This window comes from Bradyrhizobium sp. Ec3.3 (assembly GCF_000472925.1).
GTDB lineage: Bacteria > Pseudomonadota > Alphaproteobacteria > Rhizobiales > Xanthobacteraceae > Bradyrhizobium.
In genome coordinates this window covers 59,963-85,280 of sequence record NZ_AXAS01000044.1, presented here as the reverse complement: position 1 = coordinate 85,280, position 25,318 = coordinate 59,963, and the positions used below count along the sequence as shown (strand labels likewise).

Below are 25,318 nucleotides of genomic sequence, written 5' to 3'. Positions count from 1 at the left end.
CTCGAGCTCACGCTCCGAAAGACCGTAGAGCGACTGCAACAGCAGCGCGCGAAACAGCACCAGCACCGGATAGCCCGGTCGGCCAGGGCTTCCTTCATCCCGCAAATGCGCCATCAGCTTCTCGAACCGGTACCATTTGACCAAGCCCGACAACCGATTCAGCGCCGCATTGGCACCGGCTCCCTTCGGCAACCACGCCTCAATAAAACTCGGCTGCCCAGTCTGCTTCACTGCCATCGTTACCTCCAAGGCTTCTGCCCTAGAGAATCACAATCGCGGATTACGCAACAGGCCCACAAGGGGAGAAGGGAAGGCATCACGCTCGCTTCGTCTATCCTCTTATCACACTCGCCCCACCATCCACCGGGAGCGTCACGCCGGTGATGAAGTTCGCTTCGTCCGAGGCCAAAAACAGCGCGGCGTTCGCGACGTCCCAGGCGGTGCCCATCTTCCGGCGCAGCGGCACCTTGCTGTCGCGCTCGGCTTCGACTTCGGCGCGGGTCTTGTGCCATTCGCGGGCGCGGGTGTCGACGGCCATCGGGGTGTTCATCAGGCCCGGCAGGATGACATTGGCGCGGATGCCGTATTCGGCGTTCTGATAGGCGAGCTGTTCGGTGAAGGCGATCATCGCCGACTTCGTCGCCTTGTAGGCGACGTAAGGATAGGTCGTGATCGCGGCCATCGAGGAGATGTTGATGATTGCGCCGCTTCTTTGCGTCCGCATGATCGGGATCACCTCCTTCGCCGCCAGGATGCAGCTCTTCAGGTTGATGGCGACCACGCGGTCGAATGCCTCTTCGGTCAGCTTCAGGAGCTCGGCGTCGCCGCCGCCCAGACTGACGCCGACATTGTTATGCAGGATATCGATGCGTCCCCAGCGCGCTATCGCGTCGGTCACCATCGCCTTGATGTCGGTAGTCCTGGTCACGTCGGCCTTGAAGGCCGCGGCCGTGCCTTGGCTCGCCGCGATCATCGCGACGGTCTCCTGTGCCGATTCGAGATTGTGATCGACGCAGACGACCTTCGCCCCCTCGCGTGCGAAGGTCAGCGCGGTGGCGCGGCCATTGCCCATGCCCTCGCCGGGGCTTTGCCCGGCCCCCACCACGATGGCGACCTTGTCGTTCAAGCGCATACGTTTTCTCCCTGCTTTTTCATCACGATAGCAATCGTTTCAAAGGTAGAGAAGATTGCATCCGTGCCGAGCGCCCGCGCGCGACGCGCGACGTCCCGTCAAACCTGCATGGCTCAGTTGTACGAGCCAAAGCGCGTGCGGGCGCAATCACTTGCAATTGCGCGGGAACCCGGTCACGCGAACGACGTTTGTTGCCGATATCATTCCGCGCTAGGCTCTCCTCCGGGGCTTCCCAATCGCCAGTGGCTTGCCGATGAATCTGCTCGATCCACAAGGGCCTGTTGCTGTCGCCAACAGTACGATTCTCGTCGATTCCGTTTTCATCATGCTGACGATCGTGGTGCCGACGATCGTCGCCATCCTCGGCTTCGCCTGGTGGTTTCGGGCCTCTAATCCGCGGGCGCAGTATCAACCCGACTTCGTCTATTCCGGCCGCGTCGAGATGGTGGTGTGGGCGATCCCGGCGCTCACCATCATCCTGCTCGGCGGCGTCGCCTGGATCGGCTCGCACCAGCTCGATCCGCGAGCGCCGGTGCCGGGGACCGGCAGCCCGGTGCGCATCCAGGCGGTGTCGCTCGACTGGAAATGGCTCTTCATCTATCCCGACCAGCGTATCGCGACCGTCAATTCGCTGACGGTGCCGGCGGGCGCCGAGCTGAATTTCCAGCTGACGTCGTCGAGCGTGATGAACGTGTTCTTCATCCCGCAACTCGGCAGCATGATCTACACCATGAACGGCATGGTGACGCGGCTCAATCTGCGCGCCGACAATGAGGGCAAGCTCCAGGGCCTGTCGGCACATTTTTCCGGCGACGGCTTTCCCGAGATGATGTTCGACGTCAACGTGATCTCGCCGCTCGCCTTCCCGGATTGGGTGGCGACCACGGCGAAGTCCGACCAGGTGCTCAACGAGGACAGCTACAAGAAGCTGATGCAGCAATCCGTCGAGCGGGGCAGGCCGATCTATCGCCTCGCGGATCCCCGCCTGTTCGACATGATCGCCACCCAGCACATTCCGCCGGGGCCGGGCCCGCAACTGACCTCGGATGCCGGGCGGGAGCACAGTGGAGAGCACGATGCTCGGTAAGCTTGATTGGTCGGCGATCCCGTTCGACCAGCCGATCCCGCTGGTCGCAGGCGGCGTGGTGCTGGTCGGCATCCTCGCGGTGCTGGGCTGGGTCGTGGTGAAAGGGCATCTGCCCTATCTCTGGCACGAATGGATCACCAGCGTCGATCACAAGCGAATCGGCGTCATGTACATCCTGCTCGCTTCCGTCATGCTGCTGCGCGGGGGCAGCGACGCCATCATGATGCGGATCCAGCAGGCGGTGTCCTACCAGTCGCAGGGCTATCTGCCGCCGGAGCACTACAACCAGATCTTCTCGGCCCACGGCACCATCATGATCTTCTTCGTGGCGATGCCGTTCGTGATCGGCCTGATGAACCTCGTCGTGCCGCTTCAGCTCGGTGTGCGCGACGTCGCTTTTCCGACGCTGAATTCGGTTGGTTTCTGGCTGACTGCGACCGGCGCACTGCTGGTCAATGTCTCGCTTGTGGTCGGCGAATTCGCGCGCACCGGCTGGCTTGCCTTTCCGCCACTGTCGGGATTGACCTACTCGCCGGGCGTCGGCGTCGACTACTACGCCTGGTCGCTTCAGATCTCCGGCGTCGGCACGCTGGTGGCCGGCATCAACCTCGTGACCACCGTGCTGAAGCTGCGCACCAGGGGCATGAACTATCTGCGCATGCCGATGTTCTGCTGGACGACGCTGGCCTCGAACCTGCTGATCGTCGCAGCCTTCCCGATCCTCACCGCCACGCTCGCGATGCTGCTGCTCGACCGCTATCTCGGCTTCCACTTCTTCACCAACGAAGCCGGCGGCAATGTCATGATGTTCATGAACCTGATCTGGGCCTGGGGACATCCGGAGGTCTACATCCTCGTGCTGCCGGCCTTCGGTATCTACTCGGAGGTGGTATCGACCTTTTCCGGCAAGCCGCTGTTCGGCTACCGCTCGATGGTGCTCGCCACCATGGCGATCTGTGTCATCTCCTTCATGGTCTGGCTGCATCACTTCTTCACGATGGGCGCAGGTCCCGACGTCAACGCCATCTTCGGTATTGCCAGCATGATCATCGCGGTGCCGACGGGGGTGAAGATCTACAACTGGCTGTTCACGATGTATGGCGGCCGCATCCGCTTCGCGACGCCGATGCTGTGGTCGGTCGGCTTCATGGTGACCTTCATCATTGGCGGCCTGACCGGCGTGCTGGTCGCCGTGCCGCCGGCCGACTTCATGCTGCACAACAGCATGTTCCTGGTCGCGCATTTCCACAACGTCATCATTGGCGGCGTGCTGTTCGGCGCCTTCGCGGGCTTCGAATACTGGTTTCCAAAGGCGTTCGGCTTCCGCCTCGACGAGCGCTGGGGCAAGGCGGCCTTCTGGTTCACATTCACCGGCTTCTGGATCACCTTCATGCCGCTCTATATCGTCGGCATGCTCGGCATGACGCGGCGCATGCAGCACTACGACGTGGCGGCCTGGCGTCCCTGGATGTTCGTGGCGGCGATCGGCATGGCGGTGCTGACGATCGGCGTCGTCTGCCAGGTGATGCAGCTCGTCGTCAGCATCCGCAACCGCGAAGCCTTGCGCGACCGTACCGGCGATCCCTGGGACGGCCGGTCGCTGGAATGGGCGACCTCGTCGCCGCCGCCGGTGTTCAACTTCGCCTTCTATCCCGACGTGCGCGGCGAGGACGCCTATTGGGAAATGAAGGCAAAGGCCAAGCAGCAGCAATTCGAGCACGCCGAGCCCGAATATCAGGACATCGAGATGCCCCGGAACTCGCCGACCGGCTTCGTCTGCGCTTTCTTCGCCACCATCATGGGCTTTGCGTTGATATGGCACATCTGGTGGATGGTGATCGTCGGCGTGATTGGCGCGTGGGCGACCTTCGTCGTTTTCGCCTGGCGCGACCATGACGAATACGTCATTCCGGCCGCCGAAGTCGCGCGCATTGACCGTGCCAATCTCGAAGAACGACGCCATCTCGTCAGCCTCGCGGGGACTGTCTGATGGCAATCACCGCAACCGCAGGGCACGCGCACGCCGACCCGCATCACATCGGGCTCGTGGTTGAGCATCTCGGACCGGCGCCGAAGCGTATCGTGACCGCCTACGGCTTCTGGGTCTTCCTGCTCTCCGACATCGTGATGTTCTCCTGCTTCTTTGCAGCCTATGCGGTGCTGGTCGGCCAGACTGCCGACGGCCCGAAGGGCTCAGAGATTTTCGAGCAGCGGAACGTGGCAATCGAGACCGTCTGCCTGCTGCTGTCGAGCTTCACCTGCGGCATGGCGAGCATTGCCGCAGACGTGCGCAACCGGCTCTGGTTCTATCTCGGCATGGCCGTGACCTGTGTGCTCGGCCTTGCATTCCTCAGCATCGAATTCCGTGAATTCGCCGACCTGGTTTCCCGTGGTTATGGCCCGTCGCGCAGCGCGTTCCTGACCGCGTTCTTCTCGCTCGTCGGGTGCCACGGCCTGCACGTCTCGGCCGGCGTGCTGTGGCTCCTCACCATGATGGCCCAGGTCTTCGCCAAGGGCTTTCGTGCCGACATCCTGCGCCGCATGATGTGCTTTGCTCTATTCTGGCACGCGCTCGACATCATCTGGGTCGCGGTGTTTTCCGTCGTCTATCTGCTTGGAGGCGCGCCATGAGCGATCTGTCACAGCATGGTGTCCATGAGCACGACCTCGCTCCCGGCGAGGAAGAGCAACACAGCGTCAGCACCCGGATCATCGGCTATGTCGTCGGCCTGGTCCTTGCGCTCCTGCTTACCGCGACCTCGTTCTTCATCGCCGGCACCAATTTGGTCTGGCAGCCCTCGATCCCCATCGCCATCATCGTGCTCGCAATCGCCCAGATGGGCGTGCATCTCGTATTCTTCCTGCACATCACCACCGGCCCCGACAACACCAACAACGTGCTGGCGCTGGCGTTCGGGCTGCTGATCGTCTTCCTGGTGGTCGGCGGCTCGGTGTGGATCATGTCGCATTTGAACGAGAACATGCCATCGATGGACCAGATCATGCGGATGCAGTGAGGGCCAGCGTGAGGTAGCTGCCTCTTTCCCTCGCCCCGTTCTTACGGGGAGAGGCGAAGCAAGCCCCCTCAGATCATTTCGGCCGGCGGCAGTTGTAGGCCTTGCGGAAGCCTGCGGCCAACGCGTCGTCCTCCGAGCAGAACCAGCGATCCGGCTTTGTCGTCGCCGGATAGCTCGGGCAGCCCCGCAAATGATAGATGCCGATATTGCCGGTGACGCGTGCGCGTACGGCGAGCTTGCCCTTGATGCTGCAATTCGGCGGCATGGTCAGTTCGTCCGGAAACAGCACCGCGCGGATCTCCTTGTCGCGGTCGGCGCGGCAGGCGGCGCCGAGCAGTGCGCCGTCCTTCTTGCCGGTGCGAAATTCCTGCGGTGCAACAAAGCAGCCTTTCCAGATGCCGGCCGAATTCGTCTTGGCCTCCGCGGCGGCCGGCTTGACGTTCGCCTTGACCGGCTCGCGCGCGACGGCAAAGCCGAGGCGGACGAGCTGCTCGTTCAGGCTCGTCTTGTCGCCCTCGGCCGTGCAGATGGCGCGGTGGCGCTTGCCAAAGCTCTTCTCCGGCCCGACATCGTCGCAGCGTACGTTGCGGCCGTTGATCAGCTTTGCGAGCTGATCGCGCGCCTCCAGCCCGCAGGTCCAGGGATCGGCGTGGTCGTCGATGCAGACCTGGTCCAGTTCCGGCGCGTCGACACCGTCTAGCCGGTAGGTCGCGTCCCCGAGCTGGATGGAGTTGCCATCCCGCACCGTTGCACTGGCCGTTAAGGCGAGGCTGGACCCGGTATCGGCGACGCAACCGAGGATCGCGAGAAGCAAAACAAGCGCGGCAGCGCGGGCGGTGGCAAAGGCATTTTGGAAGGACATACGTTCTCGCTATCGATTTGCACTTTCGCGAGGGTTCTCTAGCATCTCGACATTGCAACACCAATGGTCTGCGCCCAGCGAAGCCTGACATTCGTCCCCTGCGGCTTTACTCACCGGCCGCTCTGACCCTATCGTTTGACGCTACACGCAAGGCTCAATCGCCCGGGAAGCGGCGAGGGCGGGAGGATGACTTTGGCATGAACGACCCCGTGGACGTCCTGATCATCGGCGCCGGTGCCTCCGGAGCCGCGGTCGCCTGGTCACTCGCCGAGACCAGGATGCACATTCTTTGCCTCGAGCAGGGCGATTGGATGAAGCCGGCGGATTATCCGAGCACCGGCCGGGACTGGGAAGCAAGGTTCTACGGCGAGTGGTCGACCAGCCCGAACATCCGCGGCCGGCCCGAGGACTATCCGATCAACGACGACAGCTCGCCGATCAAGGTCGTCAATTTCAATGCGGTCGGCGGCTCGACGGTGATGTACACCGCGCACTGGCCGCGGCTGCATCCGTCCGATTTCAGGGTGAAGACGCTGGACGGCGTCGCTGACGACTGGCCGATCGACTACGACACGCTGGTGCCGTTCTTCGAGGAGAACGACCGCATCATGGGCACATCGGGCCTGTCCGGCGATCCGCTCTCGCCGCTGACCCATCCGCCGATGCCGCCGCAGCCGCTCGGGCTCTCCGGTCCCCTCGTCGCCAAGGCCATGAACAAGCTCGGCTGGCACTGGTGGCCGTCGGATACGACGGTTGCGACGATGGATTACGAGGGCAGGGCGCGCTGTATCAATCTCGGCCATTGCACCCCGGCCTGCGCGCAAGGTGCAAAAGCCTCGACCGACATCACCTATTGGCCGCAGGCGATCCGCGCCGGCGTCGAGCTGCGCACCCATTGCCGGGTGCGCGAGATCACGACCGACGAGAACGGCATGGCCTCGGGCGTTGTATATTACGACAAGGACGGCGTTGAGCAGTTCCAGGGAGCGCATGTCGTCATCATCGCATGCAACGGCGTCGGCACGCCGCGACTTCTGCTGAACTCGGCCTCAGGCCGCTTCCCGAACGGGCTTGCCAATTCATCAGGCCTCGTTGGCAAGAACCTCATGTTCCACCCTTACGCGCAGATCTACGGCTATGTCACGGAGCCGACTGACAGTAATCGCGCGCCGCCGACCTGTCTCTGGAGCAAGGAGTTCTACGACACCGACCTGTCGCGCGGCTTCGTGCGGGGCTACGGCGTCCAGTTCGTGCGCGGCGCAGGACCGGTGTTCGAAGCCGTCGTCAGTGAGCAGAAGGGCATTCTGCCGTGGGGCGCGGATCATCACCGTGTGTTCCGCAAGCTCAACGGCCATCGGCTGGGATTCTCCGCGATCTGCGAGGACCTGCCGGAAGAGCACAATCGGGTCACGCTCGACCCAGTGCTCAAGGACAGCCACGGCATTCCCGCGCCAAAGATCGATTACGCCATCAGCGAGAACAGCCGGAGGATGATGGAGCATGCGCTCGCCCGCGGCCGGGAGTTTCTCGAAACGGCAGGCGCCACCGATATCTGCGTCAACAGTCCGATCCCCTGGGGCGGCTGGCACCTGCTCGGCACGGCGCGGATGGGCGCCGACCCCCAGAGCTCCGTGGTCAACGAATGGGGCCGCTCGCATGACGTCAAGAACCTGTTCATCGTCGACGGCAGCGTCTTCGTCACCTCGGGCGGGGTGAACCCGACCTCGACCATCCAGGCCATCGCGCTCTACGTCGCCGACCAGATGAAGCAGCGCCTCGCCAATCTCTTCGATTAGAGGATCGCCATGCCTGATCAGCTCACCCTCACGCCGCGGCAGCGCCAGGACCTGCGCACCATCGCCGCGATGATCATCCCGGCGAGCGAGGAATACCGGGTGCCCGGCGCGGATGATGAACTCATCCAGGCCGACATCCTCGCGACCCTCGGCCGCGATGCCAAGCCGGTGGCCACGGCGCTGGATCATCTCGCCCGCCTCGCCGGCATGCCGCTCGCCGACCTCGATCCGGCCGCGCGGGACGGCGTCATCAGCACATTCCGCGCCGACGGCGGCGCACCGGCCGCAACGCTCGTCCGCGTCGTGCTGCAATGCTACTACCGCGACGACCGCGTGCTGCGTTCGCTGGGGCTCGAGCCGCGCGCGCCTTTCCCCAAAGGGCACGTGCTGGAGGACGGCGATTGGTCGCTGCTCGACCCGGTCAAGGCCCGAGCTCACGCGATGCGTCAGGTCAGTTAAGCAGTTCGTGAAGAGCGGCCTGCTTGCATTATAAGTCTGAGGTAACCATCTGACGCGCGAAGGAAATTCGCCATGTTAGATTTTACCTCAGATCTCAGCGGTGGCGGCTTGTCACCGCGACCCGTCCCGTCCACCCCTGTCGACGACCAGCACCTGCTTGACGCCTATTCCAACGCCGTGATCGGCGTGACGGAGCGCGTCGGGCCGGCCGTGGTGCGCGTCGAGACCGGACCAAAGGTGCCGAACGGCCGCGAGCGCGGCGGGCTCGGCTCCGGCATCGTCATCTCGCCGGATGGACTGGTGCTCACCAACAGCCACGTCGTCGGCGCGTCCAAGGAGATCCGGCTGCGGGATATCGAAGGGAACGTCGGCGACGCCCGGGTGCTCGGCGTCGATCCGGACACTGATCTGGCGCTGCTCCGCGCCAACGGCGTCCGCGACCTCCGTTACGCCTCGCTCGGCAACTCCAAAGGCTTGCGGCGCGGCCAGCTCGTGATCGCGATTGGTAATCCCCTGGGCTTCGAGTCCACCGTCACCGCCGGCGTGGTCTCGGCGCTCGGACGCTCGATCCGCTCGGTGAGTGGCCGGACCATCGAGGACGTGATCCAGACCGACGCTGCGCTCAACGCCGGCAATTCCGGCGGGCCGCTGGTGTCGTCGAATTCCGAGGTGATCGGCATCAACACCGCGATCATCAGCGGCGCGCAAGGCATCTGTTTTGCGGTTGCGAGCAACACAGCGCAATTCGTGCTGTCGGAGATCATCCGCCACGGCTATGTCCGCCGCGCCTATATCGGCGTCGCCGGCCAGACCGCGCCGATCCCGCGGCGCCATGCGGTGCTCGCCGGCGTCGAGAACAAGATGGGTGCGCTGCTGGCCCAGATCGAGCCGGACGGGCCGGCGGGGAAGGCGGGGCTGCTCCCCGGCGACGTCGTGATCAGGCTCGATGGCGTCGAGATCAACGGCGTCGACGATCTGATCCGCGTGCTCGACCGCGACCGGATCGGCCGGCGGCTCGCCATGGACGTGCTGCGCCTCGGCCGCCTGCGAGCCATCGACATTGATCCCGTCGAGCGCAAGCCAGCCCGGGGTACATGATCCGGACCCGGAGGGCCGCGTTAGCGCAAAGTGCGAAGCGGTTTTCCGGAAAGATCATGTGCAAAAAATAGAGCGCGCCGGTGGCCGGGGCGAGGTATGACGATCTCATGCTTTGCCCGGGAAATTCCGCCGCATGATGCCGGCGCACGAGACCTACGACGTCATTGTGATCGGTGCCGGCGCCGGTGGCATGACGGCGGCTGCCGTTGCTGCCGCCGAAGGGCTGCGCGTGCTGGTGATCGAGAAGACCGCGTTCATCGGCGGCACCACGGCGTGGTCAGGAGGCATGGTCTGGATTCCTGCCAACGGCAAGATGAAAGAGGCAGGGCTCTCCGACAGTGTCACCGATGCCGTCCAGTACCTCGCGAACACCGTGTCCGAGCCCGCCAATGCGGGCCTGCGCGCGGCGTTCCTCGCCCGCGGGCCGGAGGCGATCACCTATCTCGAAACGAACACCGAGGTGCGCCTTCAGCCGGTGAAAGCCTATCCCGACTACTATCCGGAGCGGCTGGGCGCCACCGCGGGCGGGCGCGTGCTGGAGCCGGTCGCATTCGACGGCACCAGGCTGGGCGCCGCTTTCGCCCGGCTGCGGCCGCCGCTGCCGGAATTCACGCTGCTCGGCGGGATGATGGTCAACCGGCTCGACATTCCGCATTTGCGCAAGATTGGAAAGTCGTTCGGCTCGACGCTGCGTTCGCTCCGGCTGATCTCGCAATATGCGCTGCAGCGGCTTCGCAGCCCGCGCGGCACCACGCTGCATCTCGGCAACGCGCTCGCGGCGCGGCTCTACGCCTCGCTGCTGGCGCGGCAGGTCGAAATCCTCTTCAGCGCGGATGTCGAGGACCTCGTCGCCGAGCGTGGCCGTGTCAGCGGCGTGACCCTCCGTCATGGCTCACGCGGCCGCGCGATCTCGGCGCGCCGCGGCGTGGTGCTTGCGACCGGCGGCTTCTCGCACGATGCGCCCTTGCGCAAGCGCTTCTTTCCGACTGCCGCAGGATATGTCTCGGCGACCACGCCGGCCGGTACCGGCGATGGGCTCAAGCTTGCGATCGCTGGCGGAGCCGCGCTGAACACGGAGGCGACGAGTCCGGCCTATTGGGTGCCGGTCTCGCTGTTCCGCCGCGCCGACGGCAGCCGCGGCGTCTTTCCGCACACGGTCACCGACCGCGCCAAGCCGGGCGTGATCGCCGTCAACGCGGCGGGCCGGCGCTTCGTCAACGAGGCGCTGTCGTACCACGAGTTCGTGCTCGGCATGCTCCGCGACGGCAATGGCGAGCCTGATCGGCCCTTCTATCTGATCTGCGACCGCAACTTCCTGTGGACCTATGGCCTCGGCCGCATCAAGCCGTTCACCTGGAATTACGGCCGCTACGTCAGGAGCGGCGAGCTGATCGCGGCCGAAAGCATCGCGCGTCTCGCTGAGCGGATCGGCATCGCGCCATCCTCGCTCGCCGCGACCATCGCCAATTACAACGCCCATGCGCGCGAGGGCCGTGATCCCGAGTTCGGCCGCGGTAGTACCACCTACCAGCGCCATCTCGGCGATATCAGCCACAAGCCCAACCCGTGCGTCGCGCCGATCACACGCGCGCCGTTCTTCGCACTTCGCATCCATCCCGCCGATCTCGGCACCGCCATCGGCATGAAGGTCGACGCCCACGCCCGCGTGCTGCGCGAGGACGGCACCCCGATCGCCGGCCTCTACACCTGCGGCAACGACATGGGCTCGATCATGAACGGCAACTATCCGGGACCAGGGATTACGCTGGGACCCGCGCTGACGTTTGGGTATATTGCCGGGCGGCATCTTGCGGAGGGTGCATCGGTTGCGCCGAATGCTGCAACGGCGTCGGCCTAGCCCTACTCTCCTCCGTCATGCCCCGCGAAGGCGGGGCATCCAGTATTCCAGAGGCGGCGAGATTCATTACAACTGCCGCGGCGTACTGGATCGCCCGGTCAAGCCGGGCGATGACAGTTGAGAGCGTGGCTCGCCCGTTCCTCAATCTCGTCATTGCGAGCGCAGCGGAGCAATCCAGAATTTTTCCGCGGAGGCAGTCTGGATTGCTTCGTCGCTTCGCTCCTCGCAATGACGCGTGAAATCAGCTTTCGCCTAACTCTACTCTGCAGCAGCCGCGAAGCGGCTATTCTCCAACTCGGCTTCCAGCCGAGCCTTCTCGGCTTCCGCCTGCTTGATATTTCCTTCCTTCAAATGCCCGAAGCCGCGGATGGTCTCCGGCACGCGTGCAAGCCGCGCCAGCGGGGGAATCTGTTCCGCCGTCAACTCCACGAACCGCTGGTCGACCATCGCAAGATAGTCCTCGACAAGCTTCCGCTCCGTCTTGCGCTCCGCGGTGCGGCCGAACGGGTCGAACGCGGTGCCGCGCAAAAACTTCAGCTTGGCCAGCACGCGGAAGGCGTGGATCGTCCAGCCGCCATATTCCCGCTTCTGCAAATGCCCGGTCACCTTGTCGCGGCGCGCGAAGATCGGTGGCGCTAGGTGGAATTTGAGCGTGAAGTCGCCGTCGAATTTTTCAGCGACCTTTTTGGCGAACCTGCCATCGGTGTAGAGCCGCGCAACCTCGTACTCGTCCTTGTAGGCCATCAGCTTGAACAGGTTCTTCGCCACTGCCTCGGCCAGTTCGGTGGAAGCGTGTGCGGCGGCCGTCTCCGCCTTGCGCACCTTGGCGACGGCGGCGACATAGCGGTCCGCATAGGCCTTGTCCTGATAATTGGCCAAAAACTCCGCGCGCGTCGCGATGATGTCGTCGAGCGACTTGGCCGGCGCGGACGCCCGGCTCTTGAACTGGAGCACGCTGCGCACCCGCGCGATGTCGTGCGCGGCCAGGCGCCCCCAGGTGAAGGCGAGCTTGTTCATCTCGACCGCGGCGCCGTTGATCTCAATGGCGCGCAGCAGCGCCTCCAGCGACAGCGGAATGGCGCCCTTCTGGAAGGCGAAGCCGAGCATGAAGGAATTGGTCGCGATGGAATCGCCCATCAGAGCGGCGGCAATGCCGGTGGCATCGACGATGTCGAGGTTCTTGTCGCCGACGGCATCGCGCAGCACGGTCTGCATCGCTCCCATCTCGAAATCGAGATCGGGATTTTGCACGAAGCTCGCGGTCGGTTGCAGGTCGGCGTTGATGAACGCCTTGGTCGCGCCGCGCTCGGCGCGGCTCAGCGCAGTGTGACCGGCCGAGACGATCATGTCGCAGCCGAGGATGACGTCGGCCCCGCCGGTGGTGATGCGTACCGCAGAGATGTCCTCCGGCCTCGGTGCGATGCGGACGTGGCTCATCACCGCGCCATTCTTCTGCGACAGGCCGGTGAAGTCGAGTGCGGAGCAGCCCTTGCCGTCGACATGGGCGGCCATGCCGAGCAGCGCGCCGATGGTGATGACGCCGGTGCCGCCGATGCCGGTGACGAGGATGTTGTAGGGCCCGTGCAGCTCGCGCGCGGGCGGCCGCGGCAGATCGGCGAACAACTGTCCGGAATCCACCGCCGAGGTCTTGATCCGCTTCAGCGTGCCACCGTGCACGGTGACGAAACTCGGGCAAAAGCCCTCGACGCAGGAATAGTCCTTGTTGCAGTTCGACTGGTCGATCTGCCGCTTGCGGCCGAACTCGGTCTCCAGCGGCTGCACCGAGACGCAGTTGGAGGCCTGCGAGCAGTCGCCACAGCCTTCGCAGACGAGCTCGTTGATGAAGGCGCGCTTTTGCGGATCGGGATAGAGCCCGCGTTTGCGGCGGCGACGCTTTTCAGCGGCGCAGGTCTGGTCGTAGATGATGACTGTGAGGCCCTTGATGTCGCGCAGTTCGCGCTGCACCTGGTCGAGCTCGCGGCGGTGATGGACGCTCGCGCCTTGCGGGAAGTAATTGCCCGCAGGGTATTTTGTTGGATCATCCGAGACGATCGCAAGCCGCTTGACGCCCTCCGCCCAGACCTGGTGCGCGATCTGCGCGACGTTGAAGCTGCCCTCGGCGGGCTGGCCGCCGGTCATCGCCACCGCATCGTTGTAGAGGATCTTGTAGGTGATGTTGATGCCGGCAGCGGAAGCAGCGCGCAGCGCAAGCAGCCCCGAATGCGTGTAGGTGCCGTCACCGAGATTCTGGAAGATGTGCTGCTCGGTGGTGAAGGGCGATTGCCCGATCCAGTTCACGCCCTCGGCGCCCATATGCGAGATCAGGTCGGTGCGCCGGCTCGGCATGCCCAAGGCCATGCCGTGGCAGCCGATGCCTGCCATGGCGCGGCTGCCCTCGGGCACACGCGTCGAAGAGTTGTGCGGGCAGCCCGAGCAGAAGAACGGTGTGCGCGAAAGCTTGATCGACGCGTTGGCGGTGACGGGATTGTCGAAAGCTTCGAGCCGCGCCAGCCGCTGCTCGAGCAGGGGGCTTTGATGGCCGAGGCGGCGCAGCCGCGCGAGCAGCGCGGAGGCAACCATGGTCGGCGTCAGCTCACCTTCGCTCGGCAGCAGCGGCGCGCCGCTCTCGTTGCGCTTGCCTGCGATGGTCGGGCGCCTTGACGCATCGACGTTGTAGAGGATGCGCATCAACTGGTCCTCGATGAAGCCGCGCTTCTCCTCGACGACGAGCACGTCCTGAAGACCTTCGGCGAAGCGGCGCGCGCCGCTTTCCTCCAGCGGCCAGGTCATCGCGACCTTGTAGATGCGCAAGCCCAGATCCTGCGCGTCCTTGTCGGTAATGCCCAAGTCGGCGAGCGCCTGCCGCAGGTCGAGATAGGCCTTGCCGGTGGCGAGAATGCCGAGCCGCGCGGGCTTTGAATCCAGCACGATACGATCGAGCTGGTTGGCGCGGGCGAATGCCTTCACTGCCTCCATCTTGGGGCCGAACAGGCGCTTTTCCGCTTCCAGCGGCGGATCGGGCCAGCGGATGTTGAGGCCGTCGGGCGGCATCTCGAAATCGTCGGGCAGCTTGATCTGGATGCGGGCGGGATCGCTGTAGATGGAGGCCGAGCTCTCCACGGTCTCGCCGATCGCCTTGAAGCCGACCCAGCAGCCTGAGAAGCGCGACAGTGCAAACCCGTAGAGACCGAGGTCGAGATAGTCCTGCAAGGTCGCGGGATTGATCACGGGGATCAGTGCCGCGGCAAACACCTGCTCGCTCTGATGCGCCAGTGTCGAGGACTGGCAGCCGTGGTCGTCGCCGGCGAGCGCTAGCACGCCGCCATGGCGCGAGGTGCCGGCCGAGTTCGCATGCTTCAGCGCATCGACCGAGCGGTCGACGCCGGGGCCCTTGCCGTACCAGATGCCGAACACGCCATCGACCTTGGCGCCCGGGAACAGCCCGACCTGCTGGCTGCCCCACACCGCGGTCGCCGCCAGATCCTCGTTCAGGCCGGGGACGAAGGCGATGTCGTGCTTTGCGAGGTGCGATTTCGCGCGCCACAGCGCGTGGTCGTACATGCCGAGCGGTGAGCCGCGATAGCCCGAGATGAAACCGCCGGTGTTGAGGCCCGCCAGCCGGTCGCGTTCGCGCTGCAACATGGGAAGACGGACCAGGGCCTGCGTGCCGGACAGGTAGATCCGCTTCGATTCGAGCCGGTATTTGTCCCCCAGCTCGACCTGCATCAGCGTCATCTCGTTCTTCCTTATTATTGTTCCGGCTGGGGGAATTAGACCGCGTGAGGGGATTTGCGGCTTTGCGAAGCGGATTGTTGCAGTCAAGGGCATGCGCCGGCGAAGTCAATATCGCTGGCCGCATCCGTGTCGCTCCTGCTAGTCATGGCTGCAAGGGAGGCCACCATGACGGCACAAGCGTTCGACACCGACATCACTGAAACCGACAGCGCCCTGATCGGACCATGGCGCCAGCCGCGCCAGATGTTGCAGGCGCAGGTCTATGATGCGCACGCGTCCATCCACGATGACGCGACCGCGCAAAAGCTCGGCTTCAAGGGCGGCACCATCGAGGGGCCGACGCATTTCAGCCAGTTTGCCCCGCTCGGCGCGCGGCTGTGGGGACGGGCCTGGTTCGAAACGGGGTGCCTCTCCGCACATTACCGCAACGCCTGCTTCGAAGGCGAGGAGGTGCAGGCGATCCTGTCGAAGCCGCTCCCCGGTACGAGCCAGTGCCAGATCCAGATGGTCAAGCGCGACGGCACGGAAGTGCTGCGCGGCTCGGCCTCCATCGGCGATCCGCCGGTTGCCACCGCGCTCGAGGCGCGCCTCACTGAGCTCAAGCCGCTCGCCGATCCCGTCATCCTGCGCGACGTGAAGGTGGCGCAGACCAGCAAGCGTCAGACCGTGCGCATGGGCCTCGACCAGAACATGGGCGACCTCTATCCGTTCTCGCTGCGGCAGAAGCTCGCAGTCATCACCGAGAATTCGCCGTTCTATTCGAGCGGAGAGAATCCCTGGCGGAAAGCCATCATCCCGATGGAGATGCTCAGCGTGCTGTTCCAGTACCGCGCCAAGGACGACCCGCTCCCATCGAGGGGCCCGGCCGTCGGCCTGTTCGCAGATCAGGAGATCCGTCTGATCGAGGGTCCGCTCTTCGTCGACGAGGACTACGAGGTCGAGCGCGAAGTGGTCGCGCTCTCCGGCAGCCGCCGCACCGAAAGCGCCTGGGTGAAGACGCGCGTGTTCGACAAGGCCAACGAGATGGTCGCGACCATGCTGCTCAACATGGCGACGATCAAGGATTCGTACGCGCCGTATGAGGAGGAGTACCGGAAATTGTATGGGAGCGCGCGGTAGGCGCCATCCCCTCCGCTCGTCATTCCGCTTCGCGTCGCCCCGGAATGACGGCGTGGAGAGAGCTTCCCTGCCGCTCATCCTTTGAGCAGATGCCCGTCGCGAAGCCGTCGCACAGGGATTGAGCAGGCGTCGGCTTCCGGCATAACGCGCTGAAAGCGCAACGAAATCCTGCGTCCACCCCGCCGCATCGCTATTGTACACAATGGCACGGCGCTTGCAGAACTGCTGGCAACGGGAGTTCTCGCGAGGGGCGTGCATGTTGAACTCAGCGAAGTCGACACTTGGCGTCATCGTCGCCGAGCCCGAGCCGATCAAGCTCGACTGGTCGACCACTGCACTTCTCATCATCGACATGCAGCGCGACTTCATGGAGCCTGGCGGCTTCGGCGAGACGCTCGGCAACGACGTCAGCCAGCTCGCCCGGGCAGTGAAGCCGATCGGCGCCGTGCTCAAGGCCGCGCGCGATAGCGGTATGCTGGTCATCCACACGCGTGAAGGCCATCTGCCCGATCTCTCTGACGCGCCGCCTGCGAAGGTCGAGCGCGGCGCGCCGTCCTTGCGCATCGGCGATCCCGGTCCGATGGGGCGCATCCTGATCCGCGGCGAGGCCGGCCACGACATCATCCCCGAGCTCTATCCGCTCGACAGCGAGGTCGTGATCGACAAGCCTGGCAAGGGCGCGTTCTACGCGACCGAGCTCAGCGACGTGCTCGAGAAATACGGCATCGAGAATCTTCTGGTGTGCGGCGTCACGACGGAGGTCTGCGTCAACACCACCGTGCGCGAGGCCAATGACCGCGGCTATCGCTGCGTCGTCATCTCGGACGGCTGCGCATCCTACTTCCCCGAGTTCCACGAGATGGGCCTGAAGATGATCAAGGCCCAGGGCGGAATCTTCGGCTGGGTCGCAAGCTCAGCCGCAGTACTGGAGGCGTTGAAGACCACGACCATTTAGGGGATCACCATGAGCAATTTGACGGGGACGGCCGGCAAATCTGAGATCAACAAGTCCGAGTTCAAGCCGGCGCTATGGACATCGGGCGACTGGAACGCATTTTTCGGATTCGGCACCAACATCCTCGTCAACATGCTGGTGCTCACGGGCCTCTTGCGCTTCGTGCTGAAGATGCCGGACTCTCTCGTGTTCGGCCGAATCCTGCCCGCGCTCGGGTTGATGATGTGCCTGTCGACCTTCTACTACGCCTTCCTCGCCTACCGCCTGGCGCAGAAGACCGGCCGCAGCGACGTCTGCGCGCTGCCCTCGGGCGTCAGCGTGCCGCACATGTTCATCGTGACCTTCGTGATCATGCTGCCGATCACGATCAAGACCGGCGATCCGCTGAAGGGATGGTCGGCCGGCCTCGTCTGGGTGTTCTTCCAGAGTTTCATCCTGATGATCGGCGGCTTCATCGCGCCGTTCATCCGCAGGATCACGCCGCGCGCGGCGCTGCTCGGCACGCTCGCCGGCGTCTCCGTTACCTTTATCTCGATGCGTCCGGCGCTCGAGATGTACATGACGCCGCAGATCGGTCTCGTCTGCTTCGCCATCATCCTGGTGAGCTGGTTCGGCGGGGTGAAATATCCGCGCGGTATTCCGGCAGGCCTCATTGCCATCGCGGTCGGTATGGTCATCGCCTGGGGCTCGAACCTGTTCGGGCTTGGTCTTGGCGGATTGAGCCTGAAGGGCGTCGGCGATGCCTTCGCCAATTTCGGCTTCTCGGTGCCGGTCCCGGCGGTGAACTATGTGTTCTCCGGCTTCGAGTTCCTCGGCGTCATCCTGGTTACCGCCATCCCCTTCGGCATCTATGACCTCGTCGAGGCCATGGACAATGTCGAGAGCGCGGAAGCCGCCGGCGACGAATATCCGACCACGCGCGTTCTCACCGCCGACGGCGTCGTCAGCCTGATCGGCTGCCTGATGGGCAATCCCTTCATCAACGCGGTCTATATCGGCCATCCCGGCTGGAAGGCGATGGGCGGCCGGATCGGCTATTCCGCCGCGACCGGTGTGATGGTGGTGGTGCTGTCCTGGTTCGGCATCATCTCGGTGCTGCTGGCGCTCGTGCCGGTGGTCGCGATCTCGCCGATCCTGCTCTATATCGGCATGCTGATCGGCGCGCAGGCGTTCCAGACGACGCCGGTCAAGCACGCGCCGGCGATCGTGCTGGCGCTGACGCCGCATCTTGCGGCCTGGGCAAAACTCCAGATCGACACCATGCTGGCCTCAACCATGACGGCGGCGGCGACCGTCGGCGGCATGGCCGGCGACAAGGCTGATGCCGTCAAGGCGGCCGCAATTGCCGCGCTGCCACAGCAGGGCGTGTTCTATCATGGCCTCGAGGTGATGGGCGGCGGCTCGATCCTCGCCGGCCTGATCCTGGGCGCGATCGCCGTCTTCATCATCGAGCGCGACTTCGAGAAGGCATCAGGCTTCGCGCTGGTCGGCGCCGTCCTGACCTATTTCGGCTTCATGCATGGCGAAGCTGTGGGCATTGGCGGCGGTTTCGGCGTCACGCCTGCGGTGGCGCTGTCCTACGCGGTCATGGCGGCCGGATTGTATGCTCTTAGCCGGCGCACCAGTGAGCACTACGCCTCGCATCCGGAGATGTCCGCCGCGCCGGCGGAGTAACTTCGACCGAAACTTTGGTTGCGGCCGGGTGGTGTCAAGCTACCCGGCCGATTTCTTTTCACGTCAAGTCAAGCGGCATCCGTGGAACCTAACGCAGCACGCGACGTTCTTTTTCGCGTATGAGCAGCGCCGTCGCCCCGGCGCAGCAAGCGCCGAGGCTGAGGCGCTAAGCTGTGCTGCTGGGAGGGATGCTCATGAGACTCACTCTTTCGGTCATCAAGGCTGACGTTGGCTCTGTCGGCGGGCATACGCAACCGTCTGGACCCATGATGGTCACTGTCATGGGCGAAGCCGCGAAGGCGGTCGACAAAGGTCTCCTGATCGACAGTTTCGTCTGCCATACCGGCGACGACATCGCGATCATCATGACGCACACAAGGGGTGAGGGGAGCGCCGCGGTCCATCAATTTGCATGGAATACGTTCCTCGCGGCGACGTCGGTCGCGAAAACCTCCGGGCTGTACGGCGCCGGCCAGGATCTTCTCGTCGACGCGCCTTCCGGAAACATTCGCGGCGCCGGACCGGCCGTCGCGGAGCTCAGCTTCGACCACAGCCTCTCGGGTTCAAGGCCCGCGGAGTCCTTCATGGTGTTCGCCGCCGACAAATGCGGCCCCGGCGCGTACAACCTGCCGCTCTACCTCGCCTTCGCCGATCCCATGTATTGCGCCGGGCTGATGCTACCCCCGATGATCAAGGGTTTCCGTTTCCATGTCATCGACATGGACCACACGGCAGGCGACAGCATCATCGAACTCGACGCGCCGGCGGACGGCTACCACATTGCCGCGCTCCTTCGCGACAATGAGCGCTTTGGGATCGATCGCATCGTTTCTCGAACCTATGACGAGGTTGTCGTCGCTGTTTCGGCGCAGCGCCTTCACGCGATCGCAGGCAAGTACACCGGCAAGGACGATCCGGTCGCGATCGTCAGAAACCAGGGGATTTTCCCGGCGCCCGAAGAAATCGTCTCGCCGTTCGCCAAGGCGCATTTCGTCGGCGGCGATGCGCGAGGCTCGCACGTGATGCCGCTCATGCCGGTGCCGCTCAACACACCGGTGACCGGCATGTACTGCCTGCCGATCGTTTCGTGCGCCGGCTTTTCGATCGACAAGGACGGCCGATTCTCGGAGTCGCACACCGATTTCTTCGATAACCCGGCGTGGGACGAAGTCCGCAGGCGCGCCCAGAGCAAGGCCATCGAGATGCGCAGCCAGGGCTGGTCCGGTGCCGCGATGCTGCCCTATTCCGAGCTGGAGTATGGTGGCTTCCGCGATACCGTGTCCGGGCTGCTGAAGCGTTTTCGGCTGCGCGAGGAGCGCAAGCCGGAAGCGGCCGAGTAAGGAACGCTGCTCTGTGCATGATGGCGACATGCTAACGTTGGGAGGTCGGCTTGGCGAGAAAACGCATCGGCATTCTCACGGGTGGTGGCGACGTCTCCGGCCTCAACGCCGTCATCAAGAGCGTGACCTATCGCGGCAGCGAGAACGACATCGAGGTTGTCGGTCTCCGCCGAGGTTGGGAGGCTCTCACGCATCTCAACCTCGAAGACGCGGCCAGCAGGTCCCGCTACCTCATGCCGCTGGATCGTGAAAACACCCGCACCATCGATCGGCGCGGCGGCACGGTGCTGCACACGAGCCGCACCAATCCCTCAAAAATACAAGAGCTGCCCGATCATCTCGTTGGCAGCGATCTTCCGGCTTCCCCGAGTACCAAGGGAACCAAGACGTGGGACCTCACCGGCCAGGTGCTGGCGAACCTCTCCGGGCTCGGTATCGAACACCTGATCGCCATCGGCGGCGACGACACGCTCAGTTATGCGGCCAAGCTCAACGATCTCGGCGTCAAGATCATCGCCATCCCGAAGACGATGGACAACGACGTCCGCAACACCGAATACTGCATCGGCTTCTCGACTGCGATCACCCGCGCCAGCGATGCCATCCAGCGGCAGCGCACCACTGTCGGCTCGCACGAGCGAATTGGTATTTTTCGCGTCTTTGGCCGCGATGCCGGATTTACCGCGCTCTATACCGCGTACGCGACCTCGATACGGTGCGTCATCCCGGAGTACAGGATCAATCTCGACAAGCTGATCGCTTTGCTTCTCGAGGAGAAGCGCGCCAACCCGAGCAACTACGCGCTGATCGTGCTCAGCGAGGGCGCCGAGTGGGAAGGCTACAAGCCGCAGGAATATGGCGAGCCAGATCCTTACGGTCACCGCAAGAAGGCCAACGTGGCCGAAGCGCTCGCCGATGAGATCAAGCGGCGAGCCGGCGAGCAGACGATGACCTCCGACCTCACCTACGACCTGCGGTCGGGGGATCCGGACTTCATCGACAAGCTCGTAGCCCTAACCTTTGGCAACATGGCGTTCGATGCCATGCTGGAAGGCAAGACCGGCCTTATGTCGGCGCTGGTCGAAGGCCGCTACGACCTCGTGCCAATCCCTGACGTCAAGCTCGGGCCGCGCAAATTGGACGTCGCCAACACATACAACACGGAGCGCTACCGTCCCATCTACTCCAGCAAGCGCGGTCTGCCGATCTTTCTCAACCGCGCGTCATAGGGTGCCCAGCGCTTCTTCTGTACCTCCCGAGGTCGGTGTCAGGCGACGCCCAAATCCGTCAAAATATCGCCGCCGGCCCGAACCTCGTGGCTTGAACCTTCAAAATCCTGCCCGACCGGTTCGCAGGCGCCACCGAGATGCCGCGCCAGAAAGGCCTCGGTGATGGCGAGGTGGGAAAACTGATTGGGCGGTCTCTGGAATCCGTGTCCTTCATCGGGATAGACGATGTAGGTCACCGGAATGTTCTTGGCCTGCATGGCTGCGGCGATGGTGTCGCTTTCGGCGACCTTGCACCGCACGTCGTTGGCGCCATGGAAGATCAGCATCGGCTTCTTGATGTTGTCGACCTTGTTGATCGGGGAGCGTTCGGCGAGCAGCTTGCGGCCTTCCTCAGTGCGCGGATCGCCGTAGCTGCGATACATGAATTCCGCGAAGCCGGCCCAGTAGGGCGGCATCGATTCCAGCAGCGTTTGCAGGTTGGAAATGCCGACCACTGGCACCGAACAACAGAACACCTCGGGCGTGAAGGTCGCGCCGATGAACGAGGCGAGGCCCCCGTAGGACGCTCCGAAGATCGCGACCTTGTCCTTTTGCGCGATCCCCTCGGCGATCGCCCAATCGACCATGTCGATGAGATCGTCGTGCATCTTGCGCGCATGCTCTTTTTCGCTTGCCGCGACGAACGCCTTGCCGAAGCCCGTCGATCCCCGATAGTTGACCGACAGCACGGCATAGCCGCGATCGGCCAGCCACTGGTGATCGCGGCGATAGCCGAAGATATCCCGTGCCCACGGCCCACCATGAACGATGAGGACCATCGGCAGTGGCCGGGGCGGGCGTTCGGCTTCAATATCCACCGGCAGGGTCAGGTAGGAGACGAGCGTGAAGCCGTCGCGCGACTTGCCCTGCACAGCCTGCATCGGCGCCAGGCAATAAGGCTTGAGTTCGGGCCGCGCCGTAAACAGCTCTGTGATGGTCTGCTTGTCGCGGTCGAGGAGGTGATATGTGGCGGGCTGATCCGCCTTATGGCTCGTCACAATCCAACGGCGACCGTCATCACTCTGGCTTTCGACATAAAAGGCGTGACCTGGAAGCTGCTCCTTGATCAGATCGAGTTCGCTCGCAACGGCAGGCGCTAAAGCCGTCCATTCCGGCCGGCCGGGGTCGATGCAAACCGCCTCCGGTTCGAACGTTCGGGCATTGAATATGGCGCCCGTCACGTCGGCGCGGTCGCTTTTGAACAGGACGAGTTCTTCGCCGGTTGACCAGTTGATCCGCACCAGCGCGGATTTGTCGTGCTCCAGGCTCGAACTCATGTGAATATGGTTGCCGGCGGAATCGAACGTCCAGAGCCGCGTACTCGCGTAAGCCTCGAACGGCACGTCGCGCCAATGCGTGGCCTTCCCGTCGTCGATGCGCCAGAGCCGCGTGCCTCCATCGGGCGCGTTGCTGCGGGCGTGGCGTGGCCTCAACTGCCAGTCGAGCCCGACGTAGTCGAACTCCTGGTGATTTTCCCAGACCAGAGAGCGCTCGCCGGTTAAGAGGTCGAGCAGGAAGACATCATGCCATCGCACGTCGCGGTCATTCAGACCGATCGCGATCTTGTCAGGGACGACGTGCGACCAGTAGGTCGGCAACGCGCGGACATTGGCGAAAGGCGTGAGATCCCTGAGCTCCAGACTGTGGGGATCGACGACGAACAGGTGCAAATTCTCGTCACCGTTCTCGTCGTTGAGAAACATGATATGGCGGCCGTCCGGGCTCCAACTCTGCCAGTTGATCGGTCTGCCCCTGGTGCGCGTGACGGGTTGGCCTGCCGCAATGTTGTCCCCCGGCGACACCCAGATGTTCAGAACGCCGTCGACAGGGGCGAGCCAGGACAGCAATCGACCATCCGGCGATAACTTGGCTCCGACATATGTCGGATTACCAAACAGTTTTTGGCGCGGGATCAGGGGACGGGGGGACATCTGGCGTCTCTTGTAGCTCGGGCGCGCGTCACATTAAGTAGCGCTACATGACGTAGCATACGCGCGCGCGAACTTTGCGTCAACGTCAGGTAGAGCGCCGGCAGCGGTGTTACGAGCCTCGGCTTGAGAAGGCGCGGGCGGTCGATCGCCGCCCGCCGATTGTCACGGCGTCGAGACCTTGCAAACGTAGCTTTCGGCCGCCGCCTTGTCGCCGCCGACATAGCGCGGGTAGTTCGGATAACGGCACATCGGCCGGGCTGCTTTCAGCGCGAACGGCGGCGCGGGGTCCTTTGACGTCTGGACCAGTGCGTCGGCCGGCGCGACGCCGTCGCTCGCCCAGCGGTCGAGCGGTTCGAGCAGATCGACCATGGTCGGGATCGCGGAACCGTCGAGCACGCTCGTGCCGTGTCCGGTATGCGTCGAGCCGGGCGAGACGTAGAGCCGTGCTGAAGCCTCGACCGTCGCCTGACCGAGCCGCGCCACGACGGACTGGAAATAGTTGATTCCGGCGAGCGGGCTTTGCGCGAGGTCTGCCATGTTCTCGCGCAGGATCAGCTTGCCGCCATGTGCGAAGAAAGCCGACAGGTCGGGATCGGTCGAGTCGAGGATCTTCGACACCTCCTCGACGCGGGCCCGAAAGTCTTCGGGACGATAGGTGCGCGGGTCAAATTTCTCGTCGCGCGTCAGGAGGAAACGTACGGCATTGCTGCCATAGAGCCATTGCTGCGACACCGTGGCGACATCAAGTTGCTCCGTCGGCGCTGCCGTGCCCATCACCCAGCGCGTCATGGTCATCCGCTGCGGGTCCGGTGTGGTCTCGTTGCCGTAAAGCCATTGCGGATAGGTCGTGATGCCGTTCGCCATCGCAAGCGGGAATGGATGTGGTGCGTGCACGGTCTGAACCTCTGTTATCTGCGCGTCCGACAGGCAACCATCGCCTGTGTCCGCGCCTTCCGGGCAACGCAGCGCCTGCACGTTCACCTTCGACTGGCAGGCGAGATAGTTGCTGACGATGCCGTCACGCAAGCCGTCGAGGTCGTCACAGGCATTGGCGACGAATTTCGCAAGCGTCTCGCTCTTGGCCGGGTTGAGCCAGCCGCCCTTGAATTGCGGCAGGCCATTCAAGATGAAGGACTGGAACAACATGGAGAGCTGCACCACCGGTACCACGCTGACGATCCCGTCATAGTCGGCAGGGAAGCGCTGGGCCATCGTAAGACCCTCGCGGCCGCCCTCCGAGCCGCCGAAATAATAGATTTTGGCCGGCCGTCTCGAATAGAGCGTACCGATCAGCGCGACGGCGACATCGCGCACCTTCTTGTAGGAGGCATAGCCGTAATTGGTCAGCATTTCGTCGTTGAGGCCGAACTGGCCGATGCGATCGGGCGCAAAGCTCGCGGCTTGATGCCCGGAATCCGTGCCGAGCGTGGCATAACCGCGGGTCAGCGGCAGCGCATCGTCGGGCGCCGCATCGCGCAGCGGCGCAAGGCCGCTCACCAGCGTGCCGTTATAACCACCGCCGCCATATTGCAGGAGCTTGCCGTTCCACGCGGCCGGCAGGTTGAACTGAAAGTTGATCAGTTGCGCAGCCGGGTCGACCGGCGCGATGGTGCCCGTCACCTTGCAGAAGTCCGGCGTCGCGGGGGCCGCCGCCTTGGCCGGTGCTGCCGGCGTGAAGCCTGCCGACGTGACGGTGGCATCCCCGCTGGGCAGGCCGACCAGGCGAGCCGGGATCGTTCGTCCAGCGAGACTCGCACAGGCGCCTTGAAAGGCCTCATCCGCCGCCGATGATCGGCCGCTGGCGGACAACACGATCGCGCAGACGGCCAGGCTGGCTGCGGCTTTCGACACGCGGCGCATCGTGCGGCTTCGCTTGGTATGGTCGGCGTCGCCCGTGTTTGGTCCCATGGTCCCAATCTTTTCTTCTTCAGGATGATCGCTGCATGCGCAGCGGATCGTCTCATCGCTCGTTCGGCTTGGCCGGGTG

Annotated in this window: 19 protein-coding genes; 13 read left to right on the top strand and 6 right to left on the bottom strand. The window is 64.1% G+C overall.

Going from position 1 to position 25,318, the window contains the following annotated elements; genetic code table 11:
• Both YUU_RS0132315 and YUU_RS0132310 read right to left on the bottom strand, forming a co-directional pair.
• The coding region (locus YUU_RS0132315) for a transposase (protein WP_027524408.1) at positions 1 to 237 on the bottom strand (237 nt) is incomplete at its 3' end.
• Positions 238 to 331: 94 nt separating this feature from the next.
• A complete protein-coding gene (locus YUU_RS0132310; protein ID WP_027526073.1) occupies positions 332 to 1,132 on the bottom strand; it encodes an SDR family NAD(P)-dependent oxidoreductase in 801 nt (266 codons plus the stop codon).
• 253 nt (positions 1,133 to 1,385) lie between these two features.
• Between YUU_RS0132310 and YUU_RS0132305 the strand changes: the two genes are divergently transcribed.
• From YUU_RS0132305 to cyoD, 4 genes are read left to right on the top strand one after another with little or no spacing between them, the layout of a single operon-like run.
• Positions 1,386 to 2,219 carry a ubiquinol oxidase subunit II gene (locus YUU_RS0132305; protein ID WP_027526072.1) on the top strand — a complete coding sequence of 278 codons (834 nt, stop codon included), beginning with the start codon at positions 1,386 to 1,388 and terminating at the stop codon, positions 2,217 to 2,219.
• Positions 2,209 to 4,209: a cytochrome o ubiquinol oxidase subunit I gene (cyoB, locus tag YUU_RS0132300; protein ID WP_027526071.1), complete on the top strand. Its 2,001-nt coding sequence runs from the start codon at positions 2,209 to 2,211 to the stop codon at positions 4,207 to 4,209. The genes YUU_RS0132305 and cyoB overlap by 11 nt, the downstream gene beginning before the upstream one ends.
• Positions 4,209 to 4,850 carry a cytochrome (ubi)quinol oxidase subunit III gene (locus YUU_RS0132295; RefSeq protein ID WP_027526070.1) on the top strand — a complete coding sequence of 214 codons (642 nt, stop codon included), beginning with the start codon at positions 4,209 to 4,211 and terminating at the stop codon, positions 4,848 to 4,850. The genes cyoB and YUU_RS0132295 overlap by 1 nt, the downstream gene beginning before the upstream one ends.
• Positions 4,847 to 5,236 carry a cytochrome o ubiquinol oxidase subunit IV gene (gene cyoD / locus YUU_RS0132290; RefSeq protein ID WP_027526069.1) on the top strand — a complete coding sequence of 130 codons (390 nt, stop codon included), beginning with the start codon at positions 4,847 to 4,849 and terminating at the stop codon, positions 5,234 to 5,236. Before YUU_RS0132295 ends, cyoD begins: the two co-directional genes overlap by 4 nt.
• A 73-nt stretch (positions 5,237 to 5,309) precedes the next feature.
• On the opposite strand, the gene YUU_RS0132285 is transcribed toward cyoD, so the two are convergent.
• Positions 5,310 to 6,098, bottom strand: a complete 789-nt coding sequence (locus tag YUU_RS0132285) for a thermonuclease family protein (RefSeq protein ID WP_027526068.1) — start codon at positions 6,096 to 6,098, stop codon at positions 5,310 to 5,312.
• 197 nt (positions 6,099 to 6,295) lie between these two features.
• Here YUU_RS0132285 and YUU_RS0132280 point away from each other — a divergent pair, with 197 nt between their 5' ends.
• From YUU_RS0132280 to YUU_RS0132265, 4 genes are all read left to right on the top strand, one after another.
• Positions 6,296 to 7,894 (top strand): GMC family oxidoreductase, encoded by a 1,599-nt coding sequence (locus YUU_RS0132280; protein WP_027526067.1) that lies wholly within the window; start codon positions 6,296 to 6,298, stop codon positions 7,892 to 7,894.
• A gap of 9 nt (positions 7,895 to 7,903) precedes the next feature.
• The gene (locus YUU_RS0132275; RefSeq protein WP_027526066.1) at positions 7,904 to 8,353 is read left to right on the top strand and encodes a hypothetical protein; all 450 of its coding nucleotides are present in this window, start codon (positions 7,904 to 7,906) and stop codon (positions 8,351 to 8,353) included.
• A 72-nt stretch (positions 8,354 to 8,425) separates the two neighbouring features.
• Positions 8,426 to 9,451, top strand: coding sequence for a S1C family serine protease (locus tag YUU_RS0132270; RefSeq protein ID WP_027526065.1), 1,026 nt, complete (start codon positions 8,426 to 8,428; stop codon positions 9,449 to 9,451).
• A 133-nt stretch (positions 9,452 to 9,584) separates the two neighbouring features.
• Positions 9,585 to 11,309 (top strand): FAD-dependent oxidoreductase, encoded by a 1,725-nt coding sequence (locus YUU_RS0132265; RefSeq protein ID WP_027526064.1) that lies wholly within the window; start codon positions 9,585 to 9,587, stop codon positions 11,307 to 11,309.
• A gap of 258 nt (positions 11,310 to 11,567) precedes the next feature.
• Here YUU_RS0132265 and YUU_RS0132260 read toward each other — a convergent pair whose 3' ends face one another.
• The gene (locus YUU_RS0132260) at positions 11,568 to 15,044 is read right to left on the bottom strand and encodes an indolepyruvate ferredoxin oxidoreductase family protein (RefSeq protein ID WP_027526063.1); all 3,477 of its coding nucleotides are present in this window, start codon (positions 15,042 to 15,044) and stop codon (positions 11,568 to 11,570) included.
• 165 nt (positions 15,045 to 15,209) lie between these two features.
• Between YUU_RS0132260 and YUU_RS0132255 the strand changes: the two genes are divergently transcribed.
• From YUU_RS0132255 to YUU_RS0132235, 5 genes are all read left to right on the top strand, one after another.
• Positions 15,210 to 16,163: a hypothetical protein gene (locus YUU_RS0132255; protein ID WP_027526062.1), complete on the top strand. Its 954-nt coding sequence runs from the start codon at positions 15,210 to 15,212 to the stop codon at positions 16,161 to 16,163.
• A 256-nt stretch (positions 16,164 to 16,419) separates the two neighbouring features.
• Positions 16,420 to 17,118, top strand: a complete 699-nt coding sequence (locus YUU_RS0132250) for a cysteine hydrolase family protein (RefSeq protein ID WP_027526061.1) — start codon at positions 16,420 to 16,422, stop codon at positions 17,116 to 17,118.
• Between the two features lie 9 nt (positions 17,119 to 17,127).
• Positions 17,128 to 18,792, top strand: coding sequence for a hypothetical protein (locus tag YUU_RS0132245; protein ID WP_027526060.1), 1,665 nt, complete (start codon positions 17,128 to 17,130; stop codon positions 18,790 to 18,792).
• A 194-nt stretch (positions 18,793 to 18,986) separates the two neighbouring features.
• Positions 18,987 to 20,132, top strand: coding sequence for a fructose-1,6-bisphosphatase (locus YUU_RS0132240; RefSeq protein ID WP_027526059.1), 1,146 nt, complete (start codon positions 18,987 to 18,989; stop codon positions 20,130 to 20,132).
• Positions 20,133 to 20,182: 50 nt separating this feature from the next.
• The gene (locus tag YUU_RS0132235; RefSeq protein WP_027526058.1) at positions 20,183 to 21,361 is read left to right on the top strand and encodes a 6-phosphofructokinase; all 1,179 of its coding nucleotides are present in this window, start codon (positions 20,183 to 20,185) and stop codon (positions 21,359 to 21,361) included.
• A gap of 38 nt (positions 21,362 to 21,399) precedes the next feature.
• Here the strand turns inward: YUU_RS0132235 and YUU_RS52460 are convergent, their stop codons facing one another.
• Together YUU_RS52460 and YUU_RS0132225 are read right to left on the bottom strand one after the other, a co-directional pair.
• On the bottom strand, positions 21,400 to 23,331 hold the full coding sequence (locus YUU_RS52460) for a S9 family peptidase (RefSeq protein ID WP_035663961.1): 1,932 nt from the start codon (positions 23,329 to 23,331) through the stop codon (positions 21,400 to 21,402).
• Between the two features lie 162 nt (positions 23,332 to 23,493).
• Positions 23,494 to 25,239: a tannase/feruloyl esterase family alpha/beta hydrolase gene (locus YUU_RS0132225; protein WP_051390003.1), complete on the bottom strand. Its 1,746-nt coding sequence runs from the start codon at positions 25,237 to 25,239 to the stop codon at positions 23,494 to 23,496.
• Positions 25,240 to 25,318 lie beyond the last annotated feature (79 nt).

Excerpts from the sequence above, each read along its gene's own strand:
- YUU_RS0132310 (WP_027526073.1), bottom strand. The coding sequence starts at position 1,132 with ATGCGCTTGAACGACAAGGTCGCCATCGTGGTGGGGGCCGGGCAAAGC.
- YUU_RS0132305 (WP_027526072.1), top strand. The coding sequence starts at position 1,386 with ATGAATCTGCTCGATCCACAAGGGCCTGTTGCTGTCGCCAACAGTACG.
- cyoB (WP_027526071.1), top strand. The coding sequence starts at position 2,209 with ATGCTCGGTAAGCTTGATTGGTCGGCGATCCCGTTCGACCAGCCGATC.
- YUU_RS0132295 (WP_027526070.1), top strand. The coding sequence starts at position 4,209 with ATGGCAATCACCGCAACCGCAGGGCACGCGCACGCCGACCCGCATCAC.
- cyoD (WP_027526069.1), top strand. The coding sequence starts at position 4,847 with ATGAGCGATCTGTCACAGCATGGTGTCCATGAGCACGACCTCGCTCCC.
- YUU_RS0132285 (WP_027526068.1), bottom strand. The coding sequence starts at position 6,098 with ATGTCCTTCCAAAATGCCTTTGCCACCGCCCGCGCTGCCGCGCTTGTT.
- YUU_RS0132280 (WP_027526067.1), top strand. The coding sequence starts at position 6,296 with ATGAACGACCCCGTGGACGTCCTGATCATCGGCGCCGGTGCCTCCGGA.
- YUU_RS0132275 (WP_027526066.1), top strand. The coding sequence starts at position 7,904 with ATGCCTGATCAGCTCACCCTCACGCCGCGGCAGCGCCAGGACCTGCGC.
- YUU_RS0132270 (WP_027526065.1), top strand. The coding sequence starts at position 8,426 with ATGTTAGATTTTACCTCAGATCTCAGCGGTGGCGGCTTGTCACCGCGA.
- YUU_RS0132265 (WP_027526064.1), top strand. The coding sequence starts at position 9,585 with ATGATGCCGGCGCACGAGACCTACGACGTCATTGTGATCGGTGCCGGC.
- YUU_RS0132260 (WP_027526063.1), bottom strand. The coding sequence starts at position 15,044 with ATGACGCTGATGCAGGTCGAGCTGGGGGACAAATACCGGCTCGAATCG.
- YUU_RS0132255 (WP_027526062.1), top strand. The coding sequence starts at position 15,210 with ATGACGGCACAAGCGTTCGACACCGACATCACTGAAACCGACAGCGCC.
- YUU_RS0132250 (WP_027526061.1), top strand. The coding sequence starts at position 16,420 with ATGTTGAACTCAGCGAAGTCGACACTTGGCGTCATCGTCGCCGAGCCC.
- YUU_RS0132245 (WP_027526060.1), top strand. The coding sequence starts at position 17,128 with ATGAGCAATTTGACGGGGACGGCCGGCAAATCTGAGATCAACAAGTCC.
- YUU_RS0132240 (WP_027526059.1), top strand. The coding sequence starts at position 18,987 with ATGAGACTCACTCTTTCGGTCATCAAGGCTGACGTTGGCTCTGTCGGC.
- YUU_RS52460 (WP_035663961.1), bottom strand. The coding sequence starts at position 23,331 with ATGTCCCCCCGTCCCCTGATCCCGCGCCAAAAACTGTTTGGTAATCCG.
- YUU_RS0132225 (WP_051390003.1), bottom strand. The coding sequence starts at position 25,239 with ATGGGACCAAACACGGGCGACGCCGACCATACCAAGCGAAGCCGCACG.